Source organism: Pseudomonas fluorescens (assembly GCF_902497625.1).
In the GTDB taxonomy this organism is placed as follows: Bacteria; Pseudomonadota; Gammaproteobacteria; order Pseudomonadales; family Pseudomonadaceae; genus Aquipseudomonas; species Aquipseudomonas fluorescens_BQ.
Map to the genome: position 1 here is coordinate 1 of NZ_CABVGX010000052.1, position 26,261 is coordinate 26,261.

21 protein-coding genes and 5 tRNA genes are annotated in these 26,261 nt (G+C 59.4%); 21 read left to right on the forward strand and 5 right to left on the reverse strand.

The genetic code is table 11. From position 1 onward, the window contains the following. Positions 1–337 precede the first annotated feature (337 nt). The 3 genes from F8N12_RS23580 (at position 338) to F8N12_RS23590 (ending at position 3,808) form a co-directional block, all read left to right on the forward strand. Complete coding sequence (locus F8N12_RS23580) at positions 338–1,132, forward strand: exodeoxyribonuclease III (protein ID WP_150582517.1); 795 nt, start codon at positions 338–340, stop codon at positions 1,130–1,132. 113 nt (positions 1,133–1,245) lie between these two features. Further along, positions 1,246–2,076 (forward strand): arylamine N-acetyltransferase family protein, encoded by an 831-nt coding sequence (locus F8N12_RS23585; RefSeq protein ID WP_150582518.1) that lies wholly within the window; start codon positions 1,246–1,248, stop codon positions 2,074–2,076. Positions 2,077–2,290: 214 nt separating this feature from the next. Further along, a complete protein-coding gene (locus tag F8N12_RS23590) occupies positions 2,291–3,808 on the forward strand; it encodes a nucleobase:cation symporter-2 family protein (RefSeq protein WP_150582519.1) in 1,518 nt (505 codons plus the stop codon). 207 nt (positions 3,809–4,015) lie between these two features. Here the strand turns inward: F8N12_RS23590 and F8N12_RS23595 are convergent. Further along, positions 4,016–4,091: transfer RNA gene (locus F8N12_RS23595), tRNA-Asn, on the reverse strand. Positions 4,092–4,318: 227 nt separating this feature from the next. Between F8N12_RS23595 and F8N12_RS23600 the strand changes: the two genes are divergently transcribed. Continuing rightward, a complete protein-coding gene (locus tag F8N12_RS23600; RefSeq protein ID WP_150582520.1) occupies positions 4,319–4,549 on the forward strand; it encodes a hypothetical protein in 231 nt (76 codons plus the stop codon). Here F8N12_RS23600 and F8N12_RS23605 read toward each other — a convergent pair. Together F8N12_RS23605 and F8N12_RS23610 are read right to left on the reverse strand one after the other, a co-directional pair. After that, a complete protein-coding gene (locus tag F8N12_RS23605) occupies positions 4,546–4,758 on the reverse strand; it encodes a hypothetical protein (protein ID WP_150582521.1) in 213 nt (70 codons plus the stop codon). The two genes, F8N12_RS23600 and F8N12_RS23605, sit on opposite strands and share 4 nt — an antisense overlap. Positions 4,759–4,993: 235 nt before the next feature. Next, entirely contained in the window at positions 4,994–6,190 is a 1,197-nt protein-coding gene (locus tag F8N12_RS23610) for an amino acid aminotransferase (RefSeq protein WP_150582522.1), read from the reverse strand. A 338-nt stretch (positions 6,191–6,528) separates the two neighbouring features. Here F8N12_RS23610 and uvrB point away from each other — a divergent pair, with 338 nt between their 5' ends. The 11 genes from uvrB to F8N12_RS23665 all read left to right on the forward strand — a co-directional run bounded on the left by uvrB (position 6,529) and on the right by F8N12_RS23665 (position 14,760). Beyond that, the gene (gene uvrB, locus F8N12_RS23615) at positions 6,529–8,544 is read left to right on the forward strand and encodes an excinuclease ABC subunit UvrB (protein ID WP_150582523.1); all 2,016 of its coding nucleotides are present in this window, start codon (positions 6,529–6,531) and stop codon (positions 8,542–8,544) included. 276 nt (positions 8,545–8,820) lie between these two features. Continuing rightward, entirely contained in the window at positions 8,821–10,302 is a 1,482-nt protein-coding gene (gltX, locus tag F8N12_RS23620; RefSeq protein WP_150582524.1) for a glutamate--tRNA ligase, read from the forward strand. 299 nt (positions 10,303–10,601) lie between these two features. Further along, positions 10,602–10,677 (forward strand) — tRNA-Ala (locus F8N12_RS23625). Positions 10,678–10,756: 79 nt separating this feature from the next. Further along, positions 10,757–10,832 (forward strand) — tRNA-Glu (locus F8N12_RS23630). 53 nt (positions 10,833–10,885) lie between these two features. Beyond that, positions 10,886–10,961 (forward strand) — tRNA-Ala (locus F8N12_RS23635). A gap of 79 nt (positions 10,962–11,040) precedes the next feature. Then, positions 11,041–11,116: transfer RNA gene (locus tag F8N12_RS23640), tRNA-Glu, on the forward strand. Between the two features lie 183 nt (positions 11,117–11,299). Next, positions 11,300–11,839: a TetR/AcrR family transcriptional regulator gene (locus F8N12_RS23645; protein ID WP_150582525.1), complete on the forward strand. Its 540-nt coding sequence runs from the start codon at positions 11,300–11,302 to the stop codon at positions 11,837–11,839. Between the two features lie 31 nt (positions 11,840–11,870). Next, positions 11,871–12,704, forward strand: a complete 834-nt coding sequence (locus F8N12_RS23650; RefSeq protein ID WP_150582526.1) for an alpha/beta fold hydrolase — start codon at positions 11,871–11,873, stop codon at positions 12,702–12,704. 48 nt (positions 12,705–12,752) lie between these two features. After that, positions 12,753–13,202: an acyl-CoA thioesterase gene (locus F8N12_RS23655; protein WP_150582527.1), complete on the forward strand. Its 450-nt coding sequence runs from the start codon at positions 12,753–12,755 to the stop codon at positions 13,200–13,202. 33 nt (positions 13,203–13,235) lie between these two features. Next, positions 13,236–14,195 carry a tRNA dihydrouridine synthase gene (locus tag F8N12_RS23660; RefSeq protein ID WP_150582528.1) on the forward strand — a complete coding sequence of 320 codons (960 nt, stop codon included), beginning with the start codon at positions 13,236–13,238 and terminating at the stop codon, positions 14,193–14,195. Between the two features lie 118 nt (positions 14,196–14,313). Continuing rightward, the gene (locus F8N12_RS23665) at positions 14,314–14,760 is read left to right on the forward strand and encodes an Hsp20 family protein (protein WP_150582529.1); all 447 of its coding nucleotides are present in this window, start codon (positions 14,314–14,316) and stop codon (positions 14,758–14,760) included. A 347-nt stretch (positions 14,761–15,107) separates the two neighbouring features. Here F8N12_RS23665 and F8N12_RS23670 read toward each other — a convergent pair whose 3' ends face one another. Both F8N12_RS23670 and F8N12_RS23675 read right to left on the reverse strand, forming a co-directional pair. After that, positions 15,108–18,386: a PAS domain S-box protein gene (locus tag F8N12_RS23670; RefSeq protein ID WP_150582530.1), complete on the reverse strand. Its 3,279-nt coding sequence runs from the start codon at positions 18,384–18,386 to the stop codon at positions 15,108–15,110. A 69-nt stretch (positions 18,387–18,455) separates the two neighbouring features. Then, the gene (locus F8N12_RS23675; RefSeq protein ID WP_150582531.1) at positions 18,456–19,346 is read right to left on the reverse strand and encodes a LysR family transcriptional regulator; all 891 of its coding nucleotides are present in this window, start codon (positions 19,344–19,346) and stop codon (positions 18,456–18,458) included. Positions 19,347–19,492: 146 nt separating this feature from the next. Here F8N12_RS23675 and leuC point away from each other — a divergent pair, with 146 nt between their 5' ends. From leuC to F8N12_RS23705, 6 genes are all read left to right on the forward strand, one after another. Beyond that, positions 19,493–20,911 carry a 3-isopropylmalate dehydratase large subunit gene (leuC, locus tag F8N12_RS23680; RefSeq protein WP_150582532.1) on the forward strand — a complete coding sequence of 473 codons (1,419 nt, stop codon included), beginning with the start codon at positions 19,493–19,495 and terminating at the stop codon, positions 20,909–20,911. 11 nt (positions 20,912–20,922) lie between these two features. Then, positions 20,923–21,567: a 3-isopropylmalate dehydratase small subunit gene (gene leuD, locus F8N12_RS23685; RefSeq protein WP_150582533.1), complete on the forward strand. Its 645-nt coding sequence runs from the start codon at positions 20,923–20,925 to the stop codon at positions 21,565–21,567. 136 nt (positions 21,568–21,703) lie between these two features. Continuing rightward, entirely contained in the window at positions 21,704–22,477 is a 774-nt protein-coding gene (locus F8N12_RS23690) for a class I SAM-dependent methyltransferase (RefSeq protein WP_150582534.1), read from the forward strand. Between the two features lie 63 nt (positions 22,478–22,540). Continuing rightward, positions 22,541–23,623 carry a 3-isopropylmalate dehydrogenase gene (leuB, locus tag F8N12_RS23695; protein ID WP_150582535.1) on the forward strand — a complete coding sequence of 361 codons (1,083 nt, stop codon included), beginning with the start codon at positions 22,541–22,543 and terminating at the stop codon, positions 23,621–23,623. Positions 23,624–23,689: 66 nt separating this feature from the next. Then, the gene (asd, locus tag F8N12_RS23700; RefSeq protein ID WP_150582536.1) at positions 23,690–24,802 is read left to right on the forward strand and encodes an aspartate-semialdehyde dehydrogenase; all 1,113 of its coding nucleotides are present in this window, start codon (positions 23,690–23,692) and stop codon (positions 24,800–24,802) included. A 296-nt stretch (positions 24,803–25,098) separates the two neighbouring features. Next, a complete protein-coding gene (locus F8N12_RS23705; protein WP_150582537.1) occupies positions 25,099–26,109 on the forward strand; it encodes an aspartate-semialdehyde dehydrogenase in 1,011 nt (336 codons plus the stop codon). Positions 26,110–26,261: the final 152 nt, after the last annotated feature.

Below are 26,261 nucleotides of genomic sequence, written 5' to 3' on the forward strand. Positions count from 1 at the left end.
GTATTGGGACGCGGCGGTGCGCTGGGGTTGGGAGCTGTTGTAGCGCCGCCGACCGATCCGGATTTGGTGCCAGTGGCATCTGCGCCATCGCCAGAGCCTGCAAATGCAGTGACGGATGCTGCAGACAGCAACCCGGCCAGAAGCAACGGCGTGATTTTGATCTTCATCATCGTTTGTCTCCAAGGTTGAGTCGTTACTTCAGGTTGGTGTCAATGACGATGAGGATGGTGCCAACAGGATGACGAGCGGTCGGTTCCCCCTGCCAGGTGCCGGTCAACGCAACCACCCGAACGCGGCGAGGTCACACAAAGATCATCCTCGGCAGGAGCGCTGGCCTGTGAAGAATCTGCGAGTCGCAACGTTCAACGTCAATGGCATGCGTGCCCGGCTGCCCAATTTGCTGGCCTGGCTGGAGCGTGAGAAGCCAGACATTGTCTGCTTGCAGGAGCTGAAATCGGTGGACACGGCATTTCCCGCCGCAGACATCGAGGCCGCCGGTTATGGTGCGATCTGGCAAGGGCAGTCATCGTGGAACGGTGTGGCGATTCTGGCGCGGGATGCGCAACCGCTCGAGAGTCGCCGTGGGTTGCCCGGCGACGACAGTGATACCCATAGCCGCTATATCGAGGCGGCCGTACATGGCGTACTCGTCGGTTGTTTGTACCTGCCCAACGGCAACCCTCAACCGGGACCCAAGTTCGATTACAAACTGGCGTGGTTCGAGCGGCTGATCAGCTATGCCAAGGCGTTGCAGAGCAGTGAGCATCCGGTGGTGCTGGCAGGGGATTACAACGTCGTGCCTACCGACCTGGACATCTATAACCCGCGTTCGTGGCTCAAGGACGCGCTGCTGCAGCCGGAAAGTCGCGAGTGCTACCAGCGTCTGCTGGATCAGGGCTGGACCGACTCCCTGCGGCATCTGTACCCCGAAGACCGCCTCTACACGTTCTGGGATTATTTCCGACAGCACTGGCAGAAAAATTCCGGGTTGCGCATCGATCACCTTCTGCTCAATCCAGCGCTGAGTCCCTACCTGCACGAAGCGGGCGTCGATGCGTGGGTGCGCAATGAACCGCACGCCAGTGATCATGCACCGACGTGGATCCGTTTGAGCTCGCGCAAGCGTCGCTAAGTTCGGCCGGTCAGGGCAATTGCCTAAATCAATTGTCGTGACGGCGAGCGTTTGCCTTATACATGGCGGCTATCGGCGGAGCGATCCGCGATTCCCTTTATAAGGATCTCGCAATGAACGAGCCACGCTTGAGCAATCCTGCGCTGTACCTGCAACGCTTGGGTTTCGACGCACCACCCCTGCCTACGCTGGAAACCCTGGCTCAGCTGCAGCTGCGTCATACCGGCGTTTTTCCCTTCGAAAACATCAATACCCTTGCTGGCCTGCCAGTGCTCATTGACCTGCCATCAATCGAACAAAAACTCCTTCACGAAGGTCGCGGTGGTTACTGCTATGAGCTGAACGGGATGTTCTTTGCGCTGTTGCAGACGCTGGGGTACGAGGTGCGTGGCATCACCGGTCGCGTGGTGATGGGCCAGCCCGAAGGGGCATGGACGGCCCGCACGCACCGCTTGAACCTGATCGTTGTGCAGGGCGCGCGCTACATCACCGACGTCGGGTTTGGCGGCATGGTGCCCACGGCGCCCCTGCTGCTCGACACTGAGGAAGAGCAGGCGACGGCGCATGAACCTTATCGCATCAGGCGCCACGGTGACGGTTACACCTTGTTCGCCAAGGTCGCGGGCGAATGGCGGGCGATGTACATCTTTGACCTGCACCATCAGGAGGAAATCGATTACGCCGTTGGCAACTGGTATGTCTCGACTTATCCACAATCCTCATTTGCCAGGCAGTTGATGGTGGCGCGAACGGGGGAGGGCTGGCGCCGTACGTTGAGCAACGGCAGCTTCGCGATTCATCGGATTGGCCAGGAAAGCGAGCGGCGGGAAATCACCGAACTGCCGGAATTGATCGACGTGCTCAACCGTGAGTTTGCCATTCGGTTGCCCGAGGACGCGCAGATCAGGGGGGCGCTGACGAAACTGCTCGGATCTGCTGAATGATTTGACATCCCTGAGCATCTTCTTGTTCGGTGCCGTCAGTGCCGGTGGCGGCAGGCTTATTGCAGGTTTTTATTGCGTGCGCGAACCCAGTTTCGAGGCTGATTTGAACGTCTGTTCATAATTTGACTGGTGAGTTGTATACAACTCTATAGACATTTGTCGTGAGTCTTGCATACAGTGTGCGCATAACAAAAAACCAGGGAACCCCCCAATCATGAAAACGCCCCATGTTTCACACCAACGGCCTGAGGACGAAAACCTCGGGGTCGGCGCGAATATGGCTTACGGCCTGCAACATGTTCTGACCATGTACGGCGGCATTGTCGCGGTACCATTGATCATCGGCCAGGCGGCCGGGCTGTCACCGGCGGACATTGGTTTATTGATTGCTGCTTCATTGTTTGCGGGGGGCTTGGCGACATTACTGCAAACGCTGGGCTTACCGTTTTTTGGCTGTCAGTTGCCCTTGGTGCAGGGCGTTTCGTTCTCGGGCGTCGCGACCATGGTGGCGATTGTCAGCAGTGGCGGGGAGGGCGGGTTTCAATCGATTCTCGGCGCGGTGATAGCCGCCTCCTTGATCGGACTGTTGATCACCCCGGTGTTCTCACGAATCACCAAGTTCTTCCCGCCGTTGGTGACGGGAATCGTGATCACCACCATAGGTCTGACGCTGATGCCAGTGGCTGCACGCTGGGCAATGGGTGGCAACAGTCAGGCGCCGGATTTCGGCAGCATGTCCAATATAGGTCTTGCCGCAGTCACGCTGGTGCTGGTGTTGTTGCTGAGTAAAGTCGGCAGCGCGACCATCTCGCGTCTGTCGATTCTGCTGGCGATGGTCATCGGCACGGTGATCGCGGTGTTCCTCGGTATGGCGGACTTTTCCTCGGTCACGCAAGGGCCGATGTTCGGCTTCCCCACGCCGTTTCACTTCGGCATGCCAACCTTCCATTTCGCCGCGATTCTGTCGATGTGCATTGTCGTGATGGTGACACTGGTAGAGACCTCGGCAGACATTCTCGCGGTCGGTGAAATCATCGAAACCAAGGTCGACTCCAAACGCCTGGGTAATGGTCTGCGGGCTGACATGCTGTCGAGCATGATCGCGCCTATCTTCGGCTCCTTCACCCAAAGCGCTTTTGCCCAGAACGTCGGGCTGGTGGCGGTGACCGGCATCAAAAGCCGATTCGTGGTCGCCACCGGCGGGCTGTTTCTGGTGATCCTTGGCTTGCTGCCCTTTATGGGGCGGGTGATTGCCGCTGTGCCGACCTCGGTACTCGGCGGCGCCGGCATTGTGCTGTTTGGTACCGTGGCTGCCAGCGGGATCCGCACGCTGTCAAAAGTCGATTACCGCAATAACGTCAACCTGATCATCGTCGCGACCTCCATCGGTTTCGGCATGATTCCGATTGCCGCGCCGAACTTCTACGATCAATTCCCAAGCTGGTTCGCGACGATTTTCCACTCGGGCATCAGCTCGTCGGCGATCATGGCCATCGTGCTCAACTTGGCGTTCAATCATTTGACTGCGGGCAACTCGGATCAGCAGTCGGTGTTTGCGGCGGGCACCGAGCGTGTGCTGCGCTATCAGGATCTGGCGGCGTTGCGTGAAGGGGATTATTTCAGCGAAGGCAAACTGCACGATTGCGACGGCAAGGAAATCCCGGTCGTGGAAGCCGATCACGAGCATGGCGGGCCGCGGGTGGTGCATGTGAAAAGCAGTGAGCACGTCTAGCAGATGTAGTTGCTTGAAAGGCTGTCCGATAAAAAAATCGCAGCCTCGCTTCACTCGACAGCTCCTACAGGTTGGTCTTCACCCCAAGAGGTGGACGCCAATCCAACGGAGGAGCTGCCGCAGGCTGCAATCTTTTGACTGTATGGCAACGACCACAAAAAAAGCCCCTGAATCGTTCGACTCAGGGGCTTTTTGTTTATTGCTGTCTGGCTCCACGACCTGGACTCGAACCAGGGACCCAGTGATTAACAGTCACTTGCTCTACCAACTGAGCTATCGCGGAATGGCGTGTATGTTACTGATTCAAAAAGAGAAGTCAAGCATCTGTTATTCGTTGAACAGATTTGGCGGGACGGACGGCGGTTTATCCGCGATTGGCGGTTACCAGAAACGCAGGAGAGGTCTACCATGGTCGCCCGGAAGCGGTTACACGCGCTGCCGGCCATTCGCCGAAAAGGTACGCGTCATGACCCACCTGTTTTTCACACCTTGCCGTAGCGAGGTGTTCGCATGAGCATCGCTCAGATCAGTCTGCCAAAAGGCGTGGGCCCGCACGCCGAGAAATTGCTCGATGCAATCACCCAGGCCGGCACCGCTGAAGAATTGAATCGTGCAGGCGGCAAGGCCGAAGGTTTTGTGCTTGGCCTGGAAAGCGCCAAAGCCATCAAGAGCCAGATCGCAGAATCGCTGTATGTCGCCTACGACGATGCCGCCAGCCAGCGCGCCAGCGAACTGGCTTAACCGCCGAAGGTAACGGTGGCCAGCATCAGTTTGTTGTAAAGCAGCGTGGTGCCCAGTTGTACCAGCCACAAGGCGAGGCCGCCAAGGAACACGCCGGTGGCCACTGGCATCACCAGGCTGCCGCTGCGTTGTTTGGCCGGGGTGCGAGGAATGAAGTCGTCGTGGTGATCGAGGTCGTCGCGCTCGGCGCGCAGGTCATCGTTTTTCATGTGGGTTCTCTGAAGTTTCAGGGTGCACAAAACACCTGTGGGAGCGGACGCTCGCGAAAGCGGTCTGTCTGTCGCTTCAAATGCTGACCAGGCGGCCGCCGTCGCGAGCAAGCCCGCTCCCACAGTTTTGATCTGTGCGCAGTCTAGAGCCACCAGTCCCTGAGTTGGAAATTATCGAAACAAATAAAAAACGGGAAGCCACCAAGCTTCCCGTTTTTTTGTATCAGCCCACCCTTCAGATCACCGCAACGATAGCCTTGGTCACTGCATCGATGTTGTTCTGGTTCAACGCGGCCACGCAGATGCGGCCGGTGTCGAGTGCGTAGATGCCGAACTCGGTGCGCAGACGGGTCACTTGCTCCACGGTCAGGCCCGAGTAGGAAAACATCCCGCGCTGACGGCCGACAAAGCTGAAGTCGCGCTGCGGGGCATTTTTTGCCAGCAGGTCGACCATCTGGGTGCGCATGCCGCGAATGCGCAAGCGCATTTCGGCCAGTTCTTCTTCCCACTGAGCGCGCAATTCCGGGCTGTTCAGCACGGCGGCGACGATGCTCGCGCCGTGGGTGGGCGGGTTGGAGTAGTTGGTGCGGATCACGCGTTTGACTTGCGACAATACGCGCGCGCTTTCTTCCCTGGATTCGCTGACGATCGACAGCGCACCGACACGCTCGCCATACAGCGAGAAAGATTTCGAGAACGAGCTGGAAACAAAGAATGTCAGGCCCGATTCGGCAAACAGACGCACGGCAGCGGCGTCTTCGTCGATGCCATCGCCAAAGCCCTGATAGGCCATGTCGAGGAACGGTACGTGACCCTTGGCTTTCACGACTTCCAGCACGTCTTTCCAGTCCGCCGGGCTGAGGTCCACGCCGGTCGGGTTGTGGCAGCACGCGTGCAACACAACAATCGAACCGGAGGGCAGGGCGTTCAAGTCTTCCAGCAGGCCGGTACGGTTTACGTCATGGGTGGCTGCGTCGTAATACCGATAGTTCTGCACCGGGAAGCCGGCGGTTTCGAACAGCGCGCGGTGGTTTTCCCAGCTTGGGTCGCTGATGGCCACGACAGCGTTTGGTAGCAGCTGCTTGAGGAAATCGGCACCGATTTTCAGTGCGCCAGTGCCGCCGACGGCCTGGGTGGTGATGACCCGGCCAGCAGCGATCAGCGCAGAATCATTGCCGAACAGCAGCTTCTGCACAGCCTGATCGTAGGCGGCAATGCCATCAATCGGCAGATAGCCACGGGAGGCGTGTTGAGCGACGCGAATCGTCTCGGCTTCGACAACGGCGCGCAGGAGAGGAATTCGCCCCTCCTCGTTGCAGTAAACACCGACCCCCAGATTGACTTTGCTGGTACGGGTATCGGCGTTGAATGCTTCGTTGAGGCCCAGGATTGGATCGCGTGGTGCCATTTCGACAGCGGAGAACAGGCTCATTTTTGCGGCGGCTCTGAATGGAGAGTGGAGGGACGTGTCGCGCTCCAGCCGAATGCACTAGAGCGGTGCACAAACGGGGAGCTAGTATAGAGTCCATTCCCGATCAATGGCGACAGACGTTTCCGTTTTTACTGCAAGTTTTCTCGATTATTTTTCGACCGTTAGTCGATTGGCCGCGTCAAAGACTTCAAGGGATGTAGGACGTTTGCCTTGAAAGCGCAGGCAATCGGCTCCACATTGAGATCAATCCAGTTTTTTCCTCGGGCGACGTCGGTCGTTTGCGGTCTTTCTCGTTCCTGTCCGGTTTGCCCGAGCGGGAGTGAACCCAGAGGTATTTCATGTCTGAATTCCAGCTAGTCACCCGCTTCGAGCCTGCCGGCGATCAGCCGGAAGCCATTCGCCTGATGGTTGAAGGCATCGAGGCCGGGCTGGCGCACCAGACGTTGCTCGGTGTGACCGGTTCGGGGAAGACTTTCAGCATCGCCAACGTCATCGCTCAGGTTCAGCGTCCGACCCTGGTATTGGCACCCAACAAGACGCTGGCCGCGCAACTGTACGGTGAATTCAAGGCGTTCTTTCCGAACAACGCCGTCGAGTATTTCGTTTCCTATTACGACTATTACCAGCCGGAAGCGTACGTGCCGTCCTCGGACACCTTCATCGAGAAGGACGCCTCGATCAACGACCACATCGAGCAGATGCGGTTGTCGGCCACCAAGGCGTTGCTGGAGCGCAAGGACGCGATCATCGTTACCACGGTGTCGTGCATCTACGGTCTGGGCAGTCCCGAGACGTATCTGAAAATGGTGCTGCACGTCGATCGCGGCGACAAGCTTGACCAGCGTGCCTTGCTGCGCCGTCTGGCCGACCTGCAATACACCCGCAATGACATCGATTTTGCCCGTGCGACCTTTCGGGTGCGTGGCGATGTGATTGATATCCACCCGGCGGAGTCCGATTTCGAAGCCATCCGCATCGAGCTGTTCGATGACGAAGTGGAAAGCCTTTCAGCCTTCGATCCGTTAACGGGCGAGGTCATCCGCAAACTGCCACGTTTCACGTTCTACCCGAAAAGCCACTACGTGACACCGCGCGAAACTCTGCTCGGCGCCATCGAGGGCATCAAGGTCGAACTGCAGGAACGTCTCGAATATCTTCGTTCCAACAACAAGCTGGTCGAAGCCCAGCGTCTGGAACAGCGCACCCGTTTCGACCTGGAGATGATCCTCGAACTGGGCTACTGCAACGGCATCGAAAACTACTCGCGCTACCTGTCGGGTCGTGCATCGGGGCAGGCGCCGCCGACGCTGTTTGATTACCTGCCGGCCGACGCGCTGCTGGTGATCGACGAGTCGCACGTCAGCGTGCCGCAGGTCGGCGCGATGTACAAAGGCGACCGCTCGCGCAAAGAAACGCTGGTGGAATACGGCTTCCGGCTGCCCTCGGCGCTGGACAACCGGCCGATGCGTTTCGACGAATTCGAAGGCATCAGCCCGCAGACAATTTTTGTGTCGGCCACGCCGGGCAACTATGAGGCTGAACACGCTGGCCGTGTCGTCGAACAACTGGTGCGCCCCACTGGCCTGGTCGACCCGCAGATCGAGATCCGCCCGGCGCTGACCCAGGTCGACGATCTGCTCTCGGAAATCACCAAGCGTGTCGCGCTGGAAGAGCGCGTGCTGGTCACCACGCTGACCAAGCGCATGTCCGAAGACCTCACCGATTACCTGGCCGATCACGGTGTGCGCGTGCGCTATCTGCACTCGGACATCGACACCGTGGAGCGGGTCGAAATCATTCGCGATCTGCGCCTCGGTACGTTCGACGTGCTGGTGGGGATCAACCTGCTGCGCGAAGGTCTCGATATGCCGGAAGTCTCGCTGGTGGCGATTCTGGATGCGGACAAGGAGGGCTTCCTGCGTTCCGAGCGCTCGCTGATCCAGACCATTGGTCGCGCGGCGCGAAACCTCAATGGCCGGGCGATTCTGTATGCCGACCGCATGACCGGCTCTATGGAGCGGGCGATCGGTGAAACTGAGCGTCGGCGCGAAAAGCAGATTGCCTTTAACCTGGCTAATGGCATCACGCCCAAAGGCGTGTTCAAGGATGTCGCCGATATCATGGAAGGCGCCACGGTGCCGGGTTCGCGCAGCAAGAAGCGCAAGGGCATGGCCAAGGCCGCCGAAGAAAGCGCCAAGTACGAAGCCGAACTGCGCTCGCCAGGAGAAATCGCCAAACGCATCAAAGGTCTGGAAGAGAAGATGTATCAGTTGGCCCGCGATCTGGAATTCGAGGCTGCGGCGCAAATGCGAGACGAGATTGGCAAGTTGCGGGAACGGTTGATCGAGGTCTGATAGTTGCTTCGCGTTGGATGACATCTTCGCGGACAAGCCCGCTCCCACAATAAACCGAGTTTAGCGGGAGCAACCCGGTCAACTGTGGGAGCGGGCTTGCTCGCGAAGGCGTCTGATCGAACACAGCAGTTTTCAGCCCGAGTGGTCCGTTAAGCTAAACCCCCGCCGCCAGCCTGTTTCGACGCAAGCCTCGCATATCTGCCCTGCTCACTGGAGCGGGACGGGCTACGCCTGTTACCATTCGCGCTTTGTTTTATCTTCATTTCGAGACTTGCCATGACCACCGTCCGCACGCGCATCGCGCCATCGCCTACCGGGGACCCCCACGTAGGTACCGCTTACATCGCATTGTTCAACTATTGCTTTGCCAAGCAGCACGGCGGCGAGTTCATCCTGCGGATCGAAGACACTGATCAACTGCGCTCGACCCGCGAGTCCGAGCAGCAGATTTTCGACGCGCTGCGCTGGTTGGGCATCGACTGGAGCGAAGGCCCGGACGTCGGCGGCCCACACGGTCCGTATCGGCAAAGCGAGCGCGGCGATATTTATCAAAAGTACTGCCAGCAACTGGTCGAAATGGGTCATGCCTTCCCGTGCTTCTGCACCGCAGAAGAGCTGGATCAGATGCGCGCCGAGCAACAGGCTCGTGGCGAAACGCCGCGTTATGACGGTCGTGCGCTGCTGCTGTCGAAGGAAGAAGTCGCTCGTCGCCTGGCCGCCGGCGAGCCGCATGTCATTCGCATGAAAGTGCCGAGTGAAGGCGTCTGCGTGGTGCCGGACATGCTCCGTGGCGACGTCGAGATCCCGTGGGACCGCATGGACATGCAGGTGCTGATGAAGACCGATGGTCTGCCGACGTACTTCCTCGCCAACGTGGTCGATGACCATTTGATGGGCATCACCCACGTATTGCGGGGTGAGGAATGGCTGCCTTCGGCGCCGAAACTGATTCTGCTCTACGAGTACTTTGGCTGGGAACAACCAGAGCTGTGCTACATGCCGCTGCTGCGTAACCCGGACAAGAGCAAGTTGTCCAAGCGCAAGAACCCGACCTCGGTAACGTTCTACGAGCGCATGGGCTTCATGCCCGAAGCGATGCTCAACTACCTGGGTCGCATGGGCTGGTCGATGCCGGATGAGCGCGAAAAGTTCTCGTTGCAGGAAATGGTCGAGCACTTTGACTTGAGTCGCGTGTCCCTCGGCGGACCGATTTTCGACATCGAGAAACTGTCCTGGCTCAACGGCCAGTGGCTGCGCGACCTGCCGGTCGAAGAGTTCGCTTCGCGCCTGCAAACCTGGGCGCTGAACCCCGACTACATGATGAAAATCGCCCCGCATGTACAGGGTCGTGTCGAAACCTTCAGCCAGGTCGCACCATTGGCGGGTTTCTTCTTTGCCGGTGGCGTGAATCCCGATGCCAAGCTGTTTGAATCGAAAAAGCTCTCGGGCGATCAGGTTCGTCAGTTGATGCAGTTGATTTTGTGGAAGCTGGAAAGCCTGCGTCAGTGGGAGAAGGACAGCATCACCGCGACGATTCAGGCGGTGGTCGAATCCCTGGAGCTGAAATTGCGTGACGCCATGCCACTGATGTTTGCCTCGATTACCGGCCAGGCCAGTTCGGTTTCGGTGCTGGATGCGATGGAAATTCTCGGCCCGGACTTGACGCGTTTCCGTCTGCGCCAGGCCATCGACTTGCTCGGTGGCGTGTCGAAGAAGGAAAACAAGGAGTGGGAAAAACTGCTGGCGAACATCGCCTGACTCCACTTAAGGCCACCTAATTACATCGTTCCCATGTAGCAGCTGCCGCAGGCTGCGTCGGGTTGCGCAGCAACCTCTTGCCCGCGCCACAATCTATCTGAAAGGTCGGAGCGCCTGTAAGGCGACCGCTGCGCGTCGAACGCAGCCTCCGGCAGCTGCTACAGGGAACGCATCACCCCGACATTACGGGGGCGGGCGGTAAGTGATTGTTATGTCGGCAAAAAACTTTAGAAATTGTTAAAAATAAGTTTGACACACTCCTGAAGCGCCATTAAGATTCGCCCCGTCCTCAGCGATGAGGGGCTTTAGCTCAGCTGGGAGAGCGCCTGCATGGCATGCAGGAGGTCAGCGGTTCGATCCCGCTAAGCTCCACCAATTTACACTTCAAGGTCTGGCCACACCGGTCTTGAAGCGATCAACACTCAGCGTTGATCTGGTGTATAGAAGGGTTTGCGTCCCCTTCGTCTAGTGGCCTAGGACACCGCCCTTTCACGGCGGTAACAGGGGTTCGAGTCCCCTAGGGGACGCCAGTTTTACAGAAGTGATATTGCAAGATGTCACTCCGCCGCGAGGCGAAAAATCCGGGGCTTTAGCTCAGCTGGGAGAGCGCCTGCATGGCATGCAGGAGGTCAGCGGTTCGATCCCGCTAAGCTCCACCAATTTACAGTTCAAGGTCTGGCCACACCGGCCTTGAATCGATCAGCTCTCAGCACTGATCAGTTGTACAGAAGGTTTTGCGTCCCCTTCGTCTAGTGGCCTAGGACACCGCCCTTTCACGGCGGTAACAGGGGTTCGAGTCCCCTAGGGGACGCCACGATTACCCGCTCTGCGGGATTTATAAGGGTCATTCAATTATTGAATGGCCCTTTTGTTTGTCTGGCGTTTGGCCAAATCCCCCTCGATCTTTCAAACTGTGCTTCAGACCAGCGGTCACAGTCATGACTTGCGAAAAATTATTATGCGGATAATATTCTAATCGTAATATTCGGAGGCAACGATGAACGATAAAAAAGCTCAAACCCGTGAACGCATTCTCAAGGCCGCCAGTGCAGCATTGATTCAGCGTGGTCCGGCTGAGCCGAGCGTGGGCGAAGTGATGGGGGCAGCCGGCCTGACTGTCGGTGGCTTCTACGCTCATTTCGAAAGCAAGGACGCGATGATGCTGGAAGCGTTCAAGCAGCTGCTGGGTCACCGCCGTGGCTTGATCGCTGACATGGACGCTGATTTGACCGGTGAAGAACGTCGGGCCTTGGTCGCTGCGTTTTACCTGTCCCGCAAGCACCGCGACTCTTCCGACTCTGCCTGCCCGATTCCCGCGTCTGTGGGTGAGCTGGGCCGTCTGCCGGATGCGTTTCGGGTGGCCTTGAATGAGCACGTTGAATTGATGGTCGCGCAGTTGGCGGCCAGCCCGGAAGACACCGAAAAAGCCCTGGCTGACATGGCATTGATGGTGGGTGGTTTGGCCCTGGCCCGCGCGTTGGGACCGGGTGATTTATCTGATCGATTGCTGCGCGCCGCCAAATCGGCGGTGCTATGACCTGAAGGCATCGGCCTGAGGAGTGAGAGCGATGGGCACGTTAAAGTGGGTTCGTGGCGTTAATGGCACCTTGGGCTGGTTTGCACCGCAATTGGTCGCGAGCAAGATGCGACTGGCGTTCATGAAGCCGCGAGACCTGCCGCCCCGTGACTGGGAGTTGCCACTGCTGGCCCAATCCGAACGCATCACCCTGCGTTTCGGGCTGTCGGCCTTGCGTTGGGGACAAGGCCCGGCGGTGTTGCTGATGCACGGTTGGGAAGGGCGCCCGACGCAGTTTGCCAGTCTCATCACCGCACTGGTCGACGCCGGTTACACCGTAGTCGCGCTGGACGGCCCGGCGCACGGCCGTTCACCCGGTCGCGAAGCCAATGTCGTGCTGTTCGCTCGTGCGATGCTCGAAGCTGCCGCTGAACTGCCGCCGCTGCAAGCCGTCATCGGCCACTCCATGGGCGGCGCCAGTGCGATGCTCGCCGTGCAACTGGGTTTGCGCACCGAAACCCTGGTGACCATCGCCGCCCCGGCGCGAATTCTCGGCGTGTTGCGCGGGTTTGCACGCTACGTGCGGTTGCCCCCGAAAGCGCGTTCGGCGTTCATCCGCCAGGTCGAGAACGATGCCGGCATGCGCGCCGCTACGCTGGATGTCGCGCACTATCAACTCGATATGCCCGGCCTCATTGTTCACGCCGAAGACGACAAGCTCGTCGGGGTCAAAGAGTCGCAATTGATCCATGAAGCCTGGTTCGACAGCCGTTTGCTGCGTCTGGAAGAGGGTGGGCATCAGCGCGTGCTGGCAGATCCTCGGGTGATTGATGGCGTGTTATCACTGCTGGCGGGACGCAGCCTGCAATCGCGCCAATCGGCCTGAGCATCCGTTACACTGCCCCGGTCGTAATAATCTGACCGGGAGTGGGGCATGGGCTGGGATCGGGTAACGCCTTTTATCATTGATCTGGAAGTGGCTGCCGAGGACATCGACGGTCTGGGTCACGCCAACAATGCCGTGTACGTGACCTGGCTCGAGCGCTGCGCCTGGCGTCATTCGCAGCGGCTCGGGCTGGATCTGGTCGAGTACCGGCGCCTTGATCGGGCGATGGCCGTGGTGCGCCATGAGATCGATTATCTGGCAGCGGCCTATGAAGGCGACGAACTGCAATTGGCCACCTGGATTGTCGATTGGGACCAGCGCCTGAAGATGACCCGCCACTTCCAGCTCAAACGCCCCCGCGACAACACCACACTGCTGCGTGCGCAAACCACGTTTGTCTGCATCGAATTGTCCTCAGGCAAGCCCAAGCGCATGCCGGTCGAATTCATCGAAGGTTATGGTCCGGCGTTGCAAGCTCCTGCAGAGATAAACCTGTAAACTGCCGCACGTTTTTCGTCGAGTGTGTTTTCCATGCAAATTGCTTTGGCGCCCATGGAGGGGTTGGTCGACAACATCCTGCGCGACGTCCTGACTCGCGTCGGCGGCATCGATTGGTGTGTGACCGAGTTCATCCGCATCAACGATCAGTTGCTCACGCCAGCTTACTTTCACAAATTTGGTCCTGAGTTGCTGACGGGTTCGCGCACGGCATCTGGTGTGCCTTTGCGCGTGCAATTACTCGGTTCCGATCCAGTGTGCCTGGCAGAAAACGCAGCGCTAGCTTGCGAGCTCGGTTCCGAAGTCATTGACCTGAACTTCGGTTGCCCGGCGAAGACCGTCAACAAGTCCCGCGGCGGGGCGGTGTTGCTCAAGGAGCCCGAGCTGCTCAATCAAATCGTCGAGCACGTACGCCGCGCCGTTCCCGCGCACATACCGGTTACCGCCAAAATGCGCTTGGGTTTCGACAGCCCCGACGGTGCGCTGGTGTGTGCCACAGCGCTGGCCGAAGGCGGCGCGGCGCACATTGTGGTGCATGCGCGGACTAAAACCGACGGTTATAAACCGCCGGCGCATTGGGAATGGATTCCTCGCGTGCAGGACGTGGTCAAGGTGCCGGTGTTCGCCAACGGCGATATCTGGAGCGTCGAAGACTGGCGCCGTTGCCGTGAAATCAGCGGTGTGGAAGACATCATGCTCGGTCGCGGACTGGTGTCGCGTCCGGACCTGGCCAGGCAGATCGCCGCTGCAAGGGCAGGTGAAGAAGTCGTCGAAATGACCTGGGCTGAATTGCTGCCGTTGCTTCAGGACTTCTGGCTGCAAGCAAAGGCCCAGATGACCGCGCGCCAGTCGCCCGGTCGTCTGAAGCAATGGCTGGCCATGTTGACCCGCAATTACCCCGAAGCGGTAGAGCTGTTCACCGTGCTTCGACGTGAAACCGAACTGGAACAGGTCTCGCGTTTGCTGGGTTTGTCAGTGGCGGAAGCGGCCTGAAAAAATTTTTCGAACGATCTCTTGAAAAGAAATCAGCGATCCTTATCTAGGGGTTACGCGATGCCGAATTCGGGTCGCGGAGAAAAAAACTTGCTGATTGTTTTCAGGAGATTTAATCATGACTACTGCATTTTCCATGGCCCCGCTGTTCCGTTCCTCGGTAGGTTTCGACCGTTTCAACGACCTGTTCGAAACTGCCCTGCGCAACGAGCCAGGCAGCAGCTACCCTCCTTACAACGTTGAAAAACATGGCGATGATCAGTACCGCATTGTCGTAGCCGCTGCGGGCTTCCAGGAAGAAGACCTGGAACTGCAAGTGGAAAAAGGTGTGCTGACCATCAGCGGTGGCAAGCGCGATACCACTGAAGGCGTGACCTTCCTGCATCAAGGCATCGCGCAACGCGCTTTCAAGCTGTCGTTCCGTCTGGCGGATCATATCGAAATCAAGACTGCCGACCTGCGCAACGGCTTGCTGAGCATTGATCTGCTGCGAGTGATTCCGGAAGAGGCTAAAGCCAAACGCATCCCGATCAACGGGACGGAAAAGCCCGCGCTGCAGCACTAAGCGTGAGCGAGAAAAAGGGCGCCATTGGCGCCCTTTTTTATTGCCTGAAATCGCGCTCTGTAGCAGCTGCCGAGCCTGCGAGGCTGCGTCCACCTGTAGCAGCTGCCGAGCCTGCGAGGCTGCGTTCGGCGGCGAAGCCGTCGTAAACCCGTCAACCTCAGGGCTGCCGGAAACGCTGAGATCGCCAAACGACGACGGCTTCGCCGCCGGACGCAGCCTCGCGGGCTCGGCAGCTGCTACAGGTGGGCGCAGCCTCGCGGACTCGGCAGCTGCTACAGGTGGACGCAGCCTCGCAGGCTCGGCAGCTGCTACGGGTGGGCGTAGGGGCGATGACGAGGTTCGGCAGGTTATCGGAGCAGCTTCTGCAACCCGTCTACTGGCACCGGCGCGCTGTGCAGATAGCCTTGATAGAAATGACACCCCAGTCCCTGCAGAAAATCCAGTTGCTCTGTCGTTTCAACACCTTCGGCGATTATTTTCAAGCCGAGGCTGCGGGCCATGGCGACGATGGCGCGGATGATTTCGGCGTCGTTGGGGTCTGTGGTGGCGTCGCGGATGAACGACTGGTCGATCTTCAGAGTGTCCACCGGCAAGCGCTTGAGGTAGGTCAGTGAGGAGTATCCGGTGCCGAAATCATCCATGGCGAAGCTGACGCCGAGTTTTTTCAGGCGGCGCATTTTGCCGATGGTGTCGTCCAGGTTCTGAATGACGATGCCTTCAGTGATCTCCAGTTTCAGCAACGAATAGGGCAGGCCGTGGCTGCTGAGGCTGTGCTCGATGCGTTCGACGAAATCGTTCTGACGAAACTGGCGCGGGCTGATGTTCACGCACAGGCTGAAATCCAGTGGATCGATCAGGTCTTGCTCGATCAAGTGTTTGAAGGCATTGCAGGCCTCATCGACGATCCAGGTGCCGACCTCCAGAATCAGTCCGCTGTCTTCGAGCACCTTGATGAATTCATGGGGCGATTGCGCGCCAAGCTCGGGGTGATTCCAGCGCACCAACGCTTCGGCGCCGACAATCCGGCCATCGCGAGCATCAATCTGAGGCTGGTAATGCACGCGGAATTCGCCGCGGGAGAGGGCCAGGCGCAAGTCGGTTTCCATGCGCAGGCGCTCGCTCGCAGCTTTCTGCATGGCGTTGTGGTACATCTGCGCGGTATTGCGACCCGAGTCCTTGGCGCGATACAGCGCGATGTCCGCTCGCTTGAGCAGATCGGTCGGGGTCGAACCATGATCGGGAATCAGCGCGATGCCGATACTCGGCGTCACTTGCAAACGCTGACCGTCCAGGAACATCGGTTCCGAGAGCAGTTCGCGTAGGGTGTCTGCCAGTTCCAGCACCTGATCACTGACTTCGTTGCGCGACCCTTCCAGAGCACTGAGCAGTACCACGAATTCGTCGCCACCGAGTCGCGCCACGGTGTCTTCCATGCGCACGCTCGCCTCGAGGCGCGCGGTAATGATTTTCAGCACTGTGTCGCCCACGGGGTGACCCAGTGAGTCGTTGATGTGCTTGAAGTGGTCGAGATCGAGAAACATTAATGCGCCGCGCAGATTATGCCGTTTCAACAGCGCGATCTGCTGGCTCAGGCGATCCATCAGCAGCGCGCGGTTGGGCAGGTTGGTCAGCGGATCGTGATAAGCCAGATGACGAATCTGCGCCTCGGCATTTTTCAGCAGGCTGACGTCCCGCGCGGTTAATAACAGGCAGGCGTTTTCATTGAGTGTGATCGGTTCCACCGACACTTCGACGGTCAACAGGTCGCCACGCTTGTTGTGCGCGAGCATTTCCTGGTGATGCACACGGCCTTTGAGTTGCAGCTCGGCCAGCAGCGCCGAACGCTGTTTTTCGTCGGCCCAGATGCCGACCTGATGCACCGTGCGCCCCAGCACCTCGTCTGCGCGATAGCCCGTCAGGCGACAGAAACCATCGTTGACTTCCAGATAGCGTCCGGTGTCGCGTTCGGTGATGGTGATGGCGTCGGGGCTTGAGTGGAAAGCTTTGGCGAACTTCTCTTCGCTGGCCTTGAGCGCAGCCTCGAAGCGCTGCTGCTGGGTGATGTCGCGCAAGGTGGTGACGATGCATGGCTGGTCGCCGACGCTGATCTGTCGGCTGGAAATCACGCAGGTCAACACTTGGCCATCCTTGTGCTGAACGTGGATGGCGACATTGTTCAGGCCCTGTTCGCGGATGACCTGTTCGATGCGCCGCAGGCTTTTCGCCGATGCGTCCCACAGGCCGATTTCGTCGGCGCTGCGACCGATCACTTCGGTGGTGCTCCAGCCGAAAGTCTGGGAAAAACTCGAATTGATCTCGATGAATTGGCCAGTGTCCTGCTGCGTCACGCAGATCGGGTCCGGGCTGACCTGAAACAGCGTGGCGAACTTCTCTTCAGAGGCGACCAGTTTCTGCTCGCGCTCCACTTGATCGGTGATGTCCAGCAACGTGCCGGCCATGCGCAATGGGACGCCGTCGTCGTCGCGATACAGGCGCGCGCGGCTTTCCAGATAGCGCGAACTGCCATCGGGCAACTGCACGCGGTAGGTTAATTGATAGTTGCCGGCCGGACCCTCGCGCAGGCTGCGATAAGCATCGCGCATGCTCTCGCGTTCCTCACCGGGGACCCCCTCGAAAAACGCTTCGAACGATTCATGAAAAGGTTTGGCTTCAAGGCCATGCAATTGCGCGGCCCGCGCCGAGCCGTAGAGCATGCCGCTGGGAATGTGCCAGTCCCAGGTGCCCAACTGCGCCGAATTCAGCGCCAGGTCGAGGCGCTCCTGGCTGTCCTTGAGCGCATGTTCGGCGACCTTGCGCTCAGTGGTGTCGAGGAACGTGCTGAGTAAGTATGGCTGGCCTTCAAGTTCGACTTTCTGTGCGCTGAGAATGCCGTCGTGGATCTGCCCGTTGCTGGCACGAAACTGCACTTCCATGCTGGTCAACTCACCCTTGGCCTTGGTGGCAATGACCAGCGCCGCCCGTTGTTCCGGGTGCACCCACAGGCCGAGTTCGAGCGTGGTGCGACCGATCGCATCCTGCACCGGCCAGCCGAACAGGCTTTCGAAATACTGATTGGCCTCGCTGATCAGGCCGTCTTCCTGGCGGGTCAGCAAGACCATGTTCGGGCACAGATGAAACAGCGTCGCAAAGCGTTTTTCCGAGCTGCTCAGCGCCTGTTCGCGCTGGCGCTGATGGGTGATTTCGCGGATCACGCCGATCATCCGCGGACGCCCGTGTTTGTCCGGCAGCAAGCTGCCGCTGATCTCCAGCCAGTGCAGGCTGCCGTCGGGCCAGCGAATGCGGTGATGCATCGCCTGTGCCAGTGGCGCCCCGGCAATCACCGCGTGGAACGCGCGCACCGTCTTTGCGCGGTCTTCGGGGGGCAGCAGGTCGAGGTATTCCAGATCCTTGGGCAACGGTTGGCGCGGATCGAAGCCGAATAAAGCCTGGGTGCCCCGTGACCAACTGATCTGCCCGCGCTCGATGTCCCAATACCAGGCACCCAGACGCGCGCCGTTGAGGGCGGCCAGCAATTGCGGGGCACTTTCCCAGCTCTGTTCGGAGTGTCGCGGGTCGATGGCCTGGATGCGGGGCATCGGCGGCGTACGGTCAAACGATTTCGGCATTGGCTACGAGCCTTGAACTGATTGAGACGTGAGTGACCGGGAATCCTGGCTCTATAGGAGTAGCACAACTCAGCCTTTAGTCCCTGGCAGATCGATTTGCGCATCCAGCAAAGCCATAAAGGCTTTCGCAGCGTTCGACAGCGTCCGTTCGGTGTGTACGATATAGCCTAGCTGGCGAGTGAGCTGTATGCCCGGCAATGGAATGCTTGCGACCTGATCGTCGAGCATCGTGCGCGGCAGCACGCTCCAGGCGAGGCCGATGGAGACCATCATCTTTATGGTTTCCAGGTAATTGGTACTCATGGCGATGTTCGGCGTCAGCCCCTGGGCTTCGAACAGGCGCTGGACGATATGGTGAGTAAAGGTGTTGCCGCCGGGAAACACGGCGGGGTGCAGCGCGATGTCGGCCAGGCTGACCGCACCGTTGCTGATCAACGAATGTTCAGGGGCAACTACAAAATCCAGCGGGTCGTCCCACACCGGCGTGGCCTTGACCAGATTGTGCGGTTCGGGCGCCAGGGTGATTACCGCCAGTTCCGCACGGCCGTGGAGGATTTCCTCGTAGGCTACTTCCGAATCAAGGAATTGAATATCCAGCGCGACCTGTGGGTATTGGCGAGTGAAGGCGCGTAATACCGGCGGCAAACGGTGCAGGCCGATGTGGTGACTGGTGGCCAGGGTCAGGCGGCCGGTCACTTCACCGGTCAAATTGGTCAGCGCCCGCCGCGTATCGTCCAGTACATTGAGAATCTGGTAAGCCCGGGGCAGCAAGGCGCGTCCAGCCTCGGTCAGGCCGACCTCACGGCCCAATCGATCGAACAGTCGTACCTTCAATTGCTGCTCAAGCCCGGCGATGCGCTTGCTGATGGCCGGCTGCGTCAGGTGCAGTCGTTCACCCGCGCCGGAGAAGCTGCCGGTTTCGGCGATGGCAATGAAGGCGTTGAGATTGGCGAGGTCCATTTGTATTCCAGTTGGTTATCCAAAGCATAAAAAATATGAATTTGAGTTATTTAATGTAACCCCCTAGGATCGACCTCACAAGCCAAAGGGTTATTGAGCTTCTCGAAGCCCGGGGCATAGAAATACGCTGATGAGGAAAACGTCTGATGGCCGGCAAAACGCTCTACGACAAGCTCTGGGATTCGCATTTGGTCAAACAGCGCGACGATGGCTCTGCGCTGATCTACATCGATCGTCACATCATTCATGAAGTGACGTCGCCGCAAGCCTTCGAAGGCCTGCGCATTGCCGGGCGCAAGCCGTGGCGCATCGATGCCAACATCGCGACCCCGGATCACAACGTACCGACGACGCCGGAGCGCAAGGGCGGCATCGAAGCCATTGCCGATCAGGTCTCGCGTTTGCAGGTTCAGACCCTTGACGACAACTGCGATGAATACGGCATTGTCGAATTCAAGATGAATGACATTCGCCAGGGCATCGTCCACGTCATCGGCCCGGAGCAGGGCGCGACCTTGCCGGGCATGACCGTGGTCTGCGGCGATTCCCACACCTCGACCCACGGCGCATTTGGCGCGCTGGCTCACGGTATCGGCACCTCCGAGGTCGAGCATGTGCTCGCCACGCAGTGCCTGGTCGCCAAGAAAATGAAGAACATGCTGGTCTCGGTCGAAGGCCGGTTGCCGTTCGGTGTGACCGCCAAGGACATCGTCCTCGCGGTGATCGGCAAGATCGGCACGGCCGGCGGTAATGGCCACGCGATCGAATTCGCCGGCAGCGCGATTCGCGATCTCTCCGTCGAAGGGCGCATGACCATCTGCAACATGTCTATCGAGGCCGGCGCTCGCGTCGGTCTGGTGGCAGCAGATGAAAAAACCGTGGCCTACGTCAAGGGCCGTCCGTTCGCCCCGAAAGGCGCGGAGTGGGATCTGGCTGTCGAGGCCTGGAAGGAGCTGGTGTCCGACGCGGACGCGAATTTCGACACCGTGGTCGAGCTCGACGCCACGCAGATCAAGCCACAAGTCAGCTGGGGCACCTCGCCCGAGATGGTCCTGGCTGTCGACCAGAATGTGCCCGACCCTGCGAAGGAAATGGACTTGGTCAAACGCGATTCGATCGTGCGCGCCTTGAAGTACATGGGCTTGACCGCCAATCAGGCGATCACCGATATCCAGTTGGACCGCGTATTCATCGGTTCCTGCACCAACTCGCGGATCGAAGATTTGCGCGCCGCCGCGGTGATCGCCAAAGGTCGCAAAGTTGCCTCGACGATCAAACAGGCGATCGTGGTGCCGGGCTCGGGCCTGGTCAAAGCGCAGGCGGAATCCGAGGGTCTCGACAAGATTTTCCTCGAAGCCGGTTTTGAATGGCGCGAGCCGGGGTGCTCGATGTGCCTGGCGATGAATCCGGACCGTTTGGAGTCAGGCGAGCATTGCGCGTCCACCTCGAACCGCAACTTCGAAGGTCGTCAGGGCGCCGGTGGCCGTACCCACCTGGTGAGCCCGGCCATGGCCGCCGCCGCCGCCGTGAATGGTCGTTTTGTCGATGTTCGTGAATTGATCTAAAGGAGCGCAGCATGAAAGCTTTTACCCAGCACACTGGACTTGTCGCGCCTCTGGATCGTGCCAACGTCGACACCGACCAGATCATCCCCAAGCAGTTTCTGAAGTCGATCAAGCGCACCGGTTTCGGTCCTAACCTGTTCGATGAGTGGCGTTATCTGGATGTCGGGCAGCCGTATCAGGACAACTCCAAGCGCCCGTTGAACAAGGATTTCGTCCTCAACGCCGAGCGTTATCAAGGCGCCAGCGTGTTGCTGGCGCGGGAAAACTTCGGTTGCGGTTCCAGCCGTGAACACGCGCCATGGGCCTTGGAAGAATACGGTTTCCGCAGCATCATCGCGCCGAGTTATGCCGACATCTTCTTCAACAACAGCTTCAAGAACGGCTTGTTGCCGATCATCTTGGGCGACGCTGAAGTCGATGAATTGTTTAAGCAGGTTGAGGCCGAACCGGGCTATCAATTGCAGGTAGATCTGCAGGCGCAAACCGTGACCCGTCCGGATGGCAAGGTGTACAGCTTCGAGATCGATGCGTTCCGCAAGCACTGCCTGTTGAATGGTCTGGACGATATCGGCCTGACCTTGCAGGACGGTGATGCGATTGCGACGTTTGAGGCCAAGCATCGGGTTAGTCAGCCGTGGTTGTTCCGCGACGCATAATGATTCGAGATTGATGTAGTCAGGGCCGGCCCCTTCGCGAGCAGGCTCGCTCCCACCTTTGAAATGCATTCCAAGTGTGGGAGCGAGCCTGCTCGCGAAGGGGCCAGCCCAAACAACACAAATACAGGATGTGACCATGACCAGCACCGCCCAACACACCCAGGTCGTCCAGAAGCAATTTGGTGAACAGGCCACCGCCTATCTGAGCAGCGCCGTGCACGCTCAGGGCACCGAATTCGCACTGTTACAGGCAGAGCTGGCCGGGCAGGGCAGTGCCCGTGTGCTGGACCTGGGTTGCGGCGCCGGCCACGTCAGTTTTCACGTCGCCGCGCTGGTCAAGGAAGTGGTCGCCTACGATTTGTCGCAACAAATGCTTGATGTCGTCGCAGCGGCCGCAGTGGATCGTGATCTGGCTAACATCAGCACCGTTCACGGCGCCGCTGAGCGCCTGCCGTTTGCCGACGGTGAATTCGACTTCGTCTTCAGCCGTTATTCGGCGCACCATTGGAGCGATCTCGGACTGGCCCTGCGCGAAGTGCGTCGGGTGCTGAAACCGGGCGGTGTAGCGGCGTTCATCGATGTGTTGTCGCCGGGCAGTCCCCTGTTCGACACTTATCTGCAGAGTGTCGAAGTGCTGCGCGACACCAGCCACGTGCGTGATTATTCTGCCGGCGAGTGGTTGCGCCAGGTCAGTGAAGCGGGGTTGCATACCCGCAGCACCGCGCGTCAACGGCTGCGTCTGGAGTTCAGCTCGTGGGTCGAGCGCATGCGCACGCCAGCGGTGATGCGCGCGGCGATTCGCGAGTTGCAGCAATCGATGGGCAACGAAGTGCGCGATTATTTTGAGATTGAGGCCGATGGCTCGTTCAGTACAGATGTGATCGTGCTCTGGGCTGAAAAACAGTTTTAGAACCACAAGAATTTTTCCGGGCGCGTCAGTTCATGACGCACCGACTGAAGACATGAGGAACGCATGAGCAAGCAGATTCTGATTCTCCCGGGCGACGGTATTGGTCCGGAAATCATGGCCGAAGCGGTCAAAGTGCTGGAACTGGCGAACGACAAGTACAGCCTCGGTTTCGAGCTCAGCCACGACGTGATCGGTGGCGCCGCCATCGACAGGCACGGCGTACCGCTGGCCGATGAAACCCTCGATCGCGCCCGTGCCGCCGACGCCGTGCTGCTGGGCGCCGTGGGCGGTCCGAAATGGGACACCATCGAGCGCGACATCCGCCCGGAGCGTGGTCTGCTGAAGATCCGTGCGCAACTGGGCCTGTTCGGCAACCTGCGTCCGGCCATCCTTTATCCGCAACTCGCCGAAGCGTCGAGCCTGAAACCGGAAATCGTTGCCGGCCTGGATATTCTGATCGTCCGTGAGCTGACCGGCGGCATCTACTTCGGCGCGCCACGCGGCACCCGCACCCTGGAAAACGGTGAGCGTCAGGCTTACGACACGCTGCCGTACAGCGAAAGCGAAATCCGCCGGATCGCCCGTGTCGGTTTCGATATGGCCCGGGTGCGCGGCAAGAAAGTCTGCTCGGTCGACAAGGCCAACGTACTGGCGTCCAGCCAATTGTGGCGCGAGATCGTCGAGCAAGTGGCCAAGGACTACCCGGACGTCGAACTCAGTCACATGTATGTCGACAACGCCGCCATGCAGCTGGTGCGCGCGCCGAAGCAGTTCGATGTGATCGTCACCGACAACCTGTTTGGCGACATCCTGTCCGACCAGGCGTCGATGCTCACCGGTTCCATCGGCATGCTGCCGTCGGCCTCGCTGGATGCCAACAACAAAGGCATGTACGAGCCGTGCCACGGTTCCGCGCCGGACATCGCAGGGCAAGGCATTGCCAACCCGCTGGCGACCATTTTGTCGGTTTCGATGATGCTGCGTTACAGCTTCAACCAGCAGGACGCGGCGGATGCCATCGAGAAAGCCGTGAGCCTGGTGCTGGATCAGGGCCTGCGCACCGGTGATATCTGGTCGACCGGTTGCACTAAAGTCGGTACGCAGGAAATGGGCGACGCAGTAGTCGCCGCGCTGCGGAATCTGTAATCTCTCGGGCCCGCTGCGAAATTCAGTACAAGGCAGCGGCCCACTTTTCAAGAAGGTGTAGTTGCGATGAAACGTGTAGGTCTGATCGGTTGGCGCGGTATGGTCGGTTCCGTGCTCATGCAGCGGATGCTGGAAGAGCAGGATTTCGATCTAATCGAGCCGGTGTTTTTCACCACTTCCAATGTCGGTGGCCAAGGCCCGTCCGTGGGCAAGGACATTGCTCCGCTCAAGGACGCTTACAGCATTGAAGAGCTGAAAACCCTCGACGTGATTCTGACCTGCCAGGGTGGCGACTACACCAGCGAAGTCTTCCCGAAACTGCGCGAAGCCGGCTGGCAGGGTTACTGGATCGACGCGGCGTCCAGCCTGCGCATGCAGGATGATGCCGTGATCGTGCTGGACCCGGTGAACCGCAAGGTCATCGACCAGCAGCTGGATGCCGGCACCAGGAACTACATTGGCGGCAACTGCACCGTCAGCCTGATGCTGATGGGCCTCGGTGGGCTGTTTGAAGCCGGTCTGGTCGAGTGGATGAGCGCCATGACCTATCAGGCTGCGTCCGGTGCCGGCGCGCAGAACATGCGTGAGCTGATCAAACAAATGGGTGCAACCCACGCGGCGGTGGCTGATCAACTGGCCGATCCGGCCAGCGCCATCCTCGACATCGACCGCCGTGTCGCCGAGGCCATGCGCAGCGACGCGTACCCGACGGAAAACTTTGGCGTACCGTTGGCCGGCAGCCTGATCCCATGGATCGACAAGGAACTGCCGAACGGTCAGAGCCGCGAAGAGTGGAAGGCCCAGGCCGAAACCAACAAGATTCTCGGTCGTTTCAAGAACCCGATCCCGGTCGACGGCATCTGCGTGCGCATCGGCGCGATGCGCTGCCACAGCCAGGCGCTGACCATCAAGCTGAACAAGGACGTGCCGATCGCCGACATCGAAGGGTTGATCAGTCAGCACAACCCGTGGGTCAAACTGGTGCCGAACAACCGCGAGGCGAGCATCCAGGAGCTGAGCCCGAACAAGGTCACCGGCACCCTGAATGTGCCAGTGGGCCGTCTGCGCAAGCTGAACATGGGCACGCAGTATCTGGGCGCCTTCACCGTCGGCGACCAACTGCTGTGGGGCGCGGCCGAACCGCTGCGCCGCATGCTGCGGATTCTGCTTGAGCGTTGATCGATCGAGGCAATAAAAGAGCCCGCGCCTTGCAAGAGTCGCGGGTTTTTTATGCTCCCTATCGACCTGTTGACTGTATCTGCTGGCGAAGCCTCGGGCCGCGTTCGGACGTCCGGCTGCGAAGCAGTCGTAAAACCAAGCTCGCGATGCTCTGAATTGACTGAAAAGATGGCAGTACGAGGGCGTAGTCCTCGGACGCAGCCTTCGGCAGCTGCTACAAGGGTGCGCCCAGAAATTGCCTGTACGCCACCCACCCGGTAAAGTGCCGCTCCCCCCGTTTCGCCAGAGGTCAAACCATGAGCCAGTCCTTTGATATTGCCGTGATCGGCGCCACCGGAACTGTCGGCGAAACACTTGTGCAGATCCTCGAGGAGCGCGATTTCCCGGTGGGCGACCTGCACCTGTTGGCCAGCAGTGAGTCGGCCGGGCATTCAGTACCCTTTCGCGGGAAGAACGTGCGAGTGCGAGAAGTCGACGCGTTCGAGTTCAGCAAAGTGCAGCTTGTGTTTTTTGCGGCAGGCCCGGCAGTTACCTTGAGTTTCGCCCCGCGTGCCACGGCAGCCGGTTGCTCGGTGATCGACCTGTCCGGCGCCTTGCCGGCCGATCAGGCGCCGCAAGTGGTGCCTGAGGCCAACGCAGCCATGCTCCTTGGTCTCAAACATCCGTTTCAGGTCAGCAGCCCAAGCCCGGCGGCCACCACGCTCGCGGTGGTGCTGGCACCGTTGCTCGGTTTGCTTGATCTGCAACGCATCAATCTGACGGCCGCGCTGGCTGTTTCCGCCCAGGGCCGGGAAGCGGTGACCGAACTGGCTCGGCAAACTGCGGAGTTGCTCAACGTACGCCCGCTGGAGCCGACTTTCTTCGATCGGCAAATGGCGTTCAACCTGCTGGCGCAGGTCGGCAAACCGGACGAGCAGGGCCATACGCTGCTGGAAAAGCGTCTGGTGCGTGAACTGCGGCAGGTCATCGCCCTGCCTTCATTGAAGATTTCCGTGACTTGCATTCAAGCCCCGGTGTTTTTTGGCGATAGCTATAGCGTGACATTACAGTCAGCGAATGCGGTTGACCTGGCGAAAGTCAACGCGGCTCTGGAAGCGGCCCCCGGTCTAGAGCTTGTCGAGACCGGTGACTACCCGACTGCAGTCGGTGATGCGGTCGGCCAAGACGTGGTCTACGTTGGTCGGGTTCGTACGGGAATCGACGACCCGTCGGAACTAAATATGTGGCTGACGTCAGATAACGTGCGCAAAGGCGCGGCGCTGAATGCTGTGCAGGTGGCTGAATTGTTGATAAAAGACCTGCTGTAAAAGATACTTGAAACAATTGGCAGGATGACTCTCGCCGGGCGCTATGCTTTGCCAGATGCACCTGGCGAGTCACCCTGCGGGGCTTGCCGGGCCACGAACGAAACGATCGCGCGCGACGACTTTTCGCCGCACCGCGCGCAATGCCTTACGGC

Coding starts and splice junctions, on each gene's coding strand:
- leuD (WP_150582533.1), top strand. CDS start 20,923: ATGAAAGCTTTTACCCAGCACACTGGACTTGTCGCGCCTCTGGATCGT.
- F8N12_RS23605 (WP_150582521.1), bottom strand. CDS start 4,758: ATGAAAAACGATGACCTGCGCGCCGAGCGCGACGACCTCGATCACCAC.
- F8N12_RS23690 (WP_150582534.1), top strand. CDS start 21,704: ATGACCAGCACCGCCCAACACACCCAGGTCGTCCAGAAGCAATTTGGT.
- uvrB (WP_150582523.1), top strand. CDS start 6,529: ATGTCTGAATTCCAGCTAGTCACCCGCTTCGAGCCTGCCGGCGATCAG.
- F8N12_RS23655 (WP_150582527.1), top strand. CDS start 12,753: ATGGGCTGGGATCGGGTAACGCCTTTTATCATTGATCTGGAAGTGGCT.
- F8N12_RS23660 (WP_150582528.1), top strand. CDS start 13,236: ATGCAAATTGCTTTGGCGCCCATGGAGGGGTTGGTCGACAACATCCTG.
- F8N12_RS23600 (WP_150582520.1), top strand. CDS start 4,319: ATGAGCATCGCTCAGATCAGTCTGCCAAAAGGCGTGGGCCCGCACGCC.
- F8N12_RS23705 (WP_150582537.1), top strand. CDS start 25,099: ATGAGCCAGTCCTTTGATATTGCCGTGATCGGCGCCACCGGAACTGTC.
- F8N12_RS23590 (WP_150582519.1), top strand. CDS start 2,291: ATGAAAACGCCCCATGTTTCACACCAACGGCCTGAGGACGAAAACCTC.
- leuC (WP_150582532.1), top strand. CDS start 19,493: ATGGCCGGCAAAACGCTCTACGACAAGCTCTGGGATTCGCATTTGGTC.
- gltX (WP_150582524.1), top strand. CDS start 8,821: ATGACCACCGTCCGCACGCGCATCGCGCCATCGCCTACCGGGGACCCC.
- F8N12_RS23670 (WP_150582530.1), bottom strand. CDS start 18,386: ATGCCGAAATCGTTTGACCGTACGCCGCCGATGCCCCGCATCCAGGCC.
- F8N12_RS23585 (WP_150582518.1), top strand. CDS start 1,246: ATGAACGAGCCACGCTTGAGCAATCCTGCGCTGTACCTGCAACGCTTG.
- F8N12_RS23675 (WP_150582531.1), bottom strand. CDS start 19,346: ATGGACCTCGCCAATCTCAACGCCTTCATTGCCATCGCCGAAACCGGC.
- F8N12_RS23650 (WP_150582526.1), top strand. CDS start 11,871: ATGGGCACGTTAAAGTGGGTTCGTGGCGTTAATGGCACCTTGGGCTGG.
- F8N12_RS23645 (WP_150582525.1), top strand. CDS start 11,300: ATGAACGATAAAAAAGCTCAAACCCGTGAACGCATTCTCAAGGCCGCC.
- leuB (WP_150582535.1), top strand. CDS start 22,541: ATGAGCAAGCAGATTCTGATTCTCCCGGGCGACGGTATTGGTCCGGAA.
- asd (WP_150582536.1), top strand. CDS start 23,690: ATGAAACGTGTAGGTCTGATCGGTTGGCGCGGTATGGTCGGTTCCGTG.
- F8N12_RS23610 (WP_150582522.1), bottom strand. CDS start 6,190: ATGAGCCTGTTCTCCGCTGTCGAAATGGCACCACGCGATCCAATCCTG.
- F8N12_RS23665 (WP_150582529.1), top strand. CDS start 14,314: ATGACTACTGCATTTTCCATGGCCCCGCTGTTCCGTTCCTCGGTAGGT.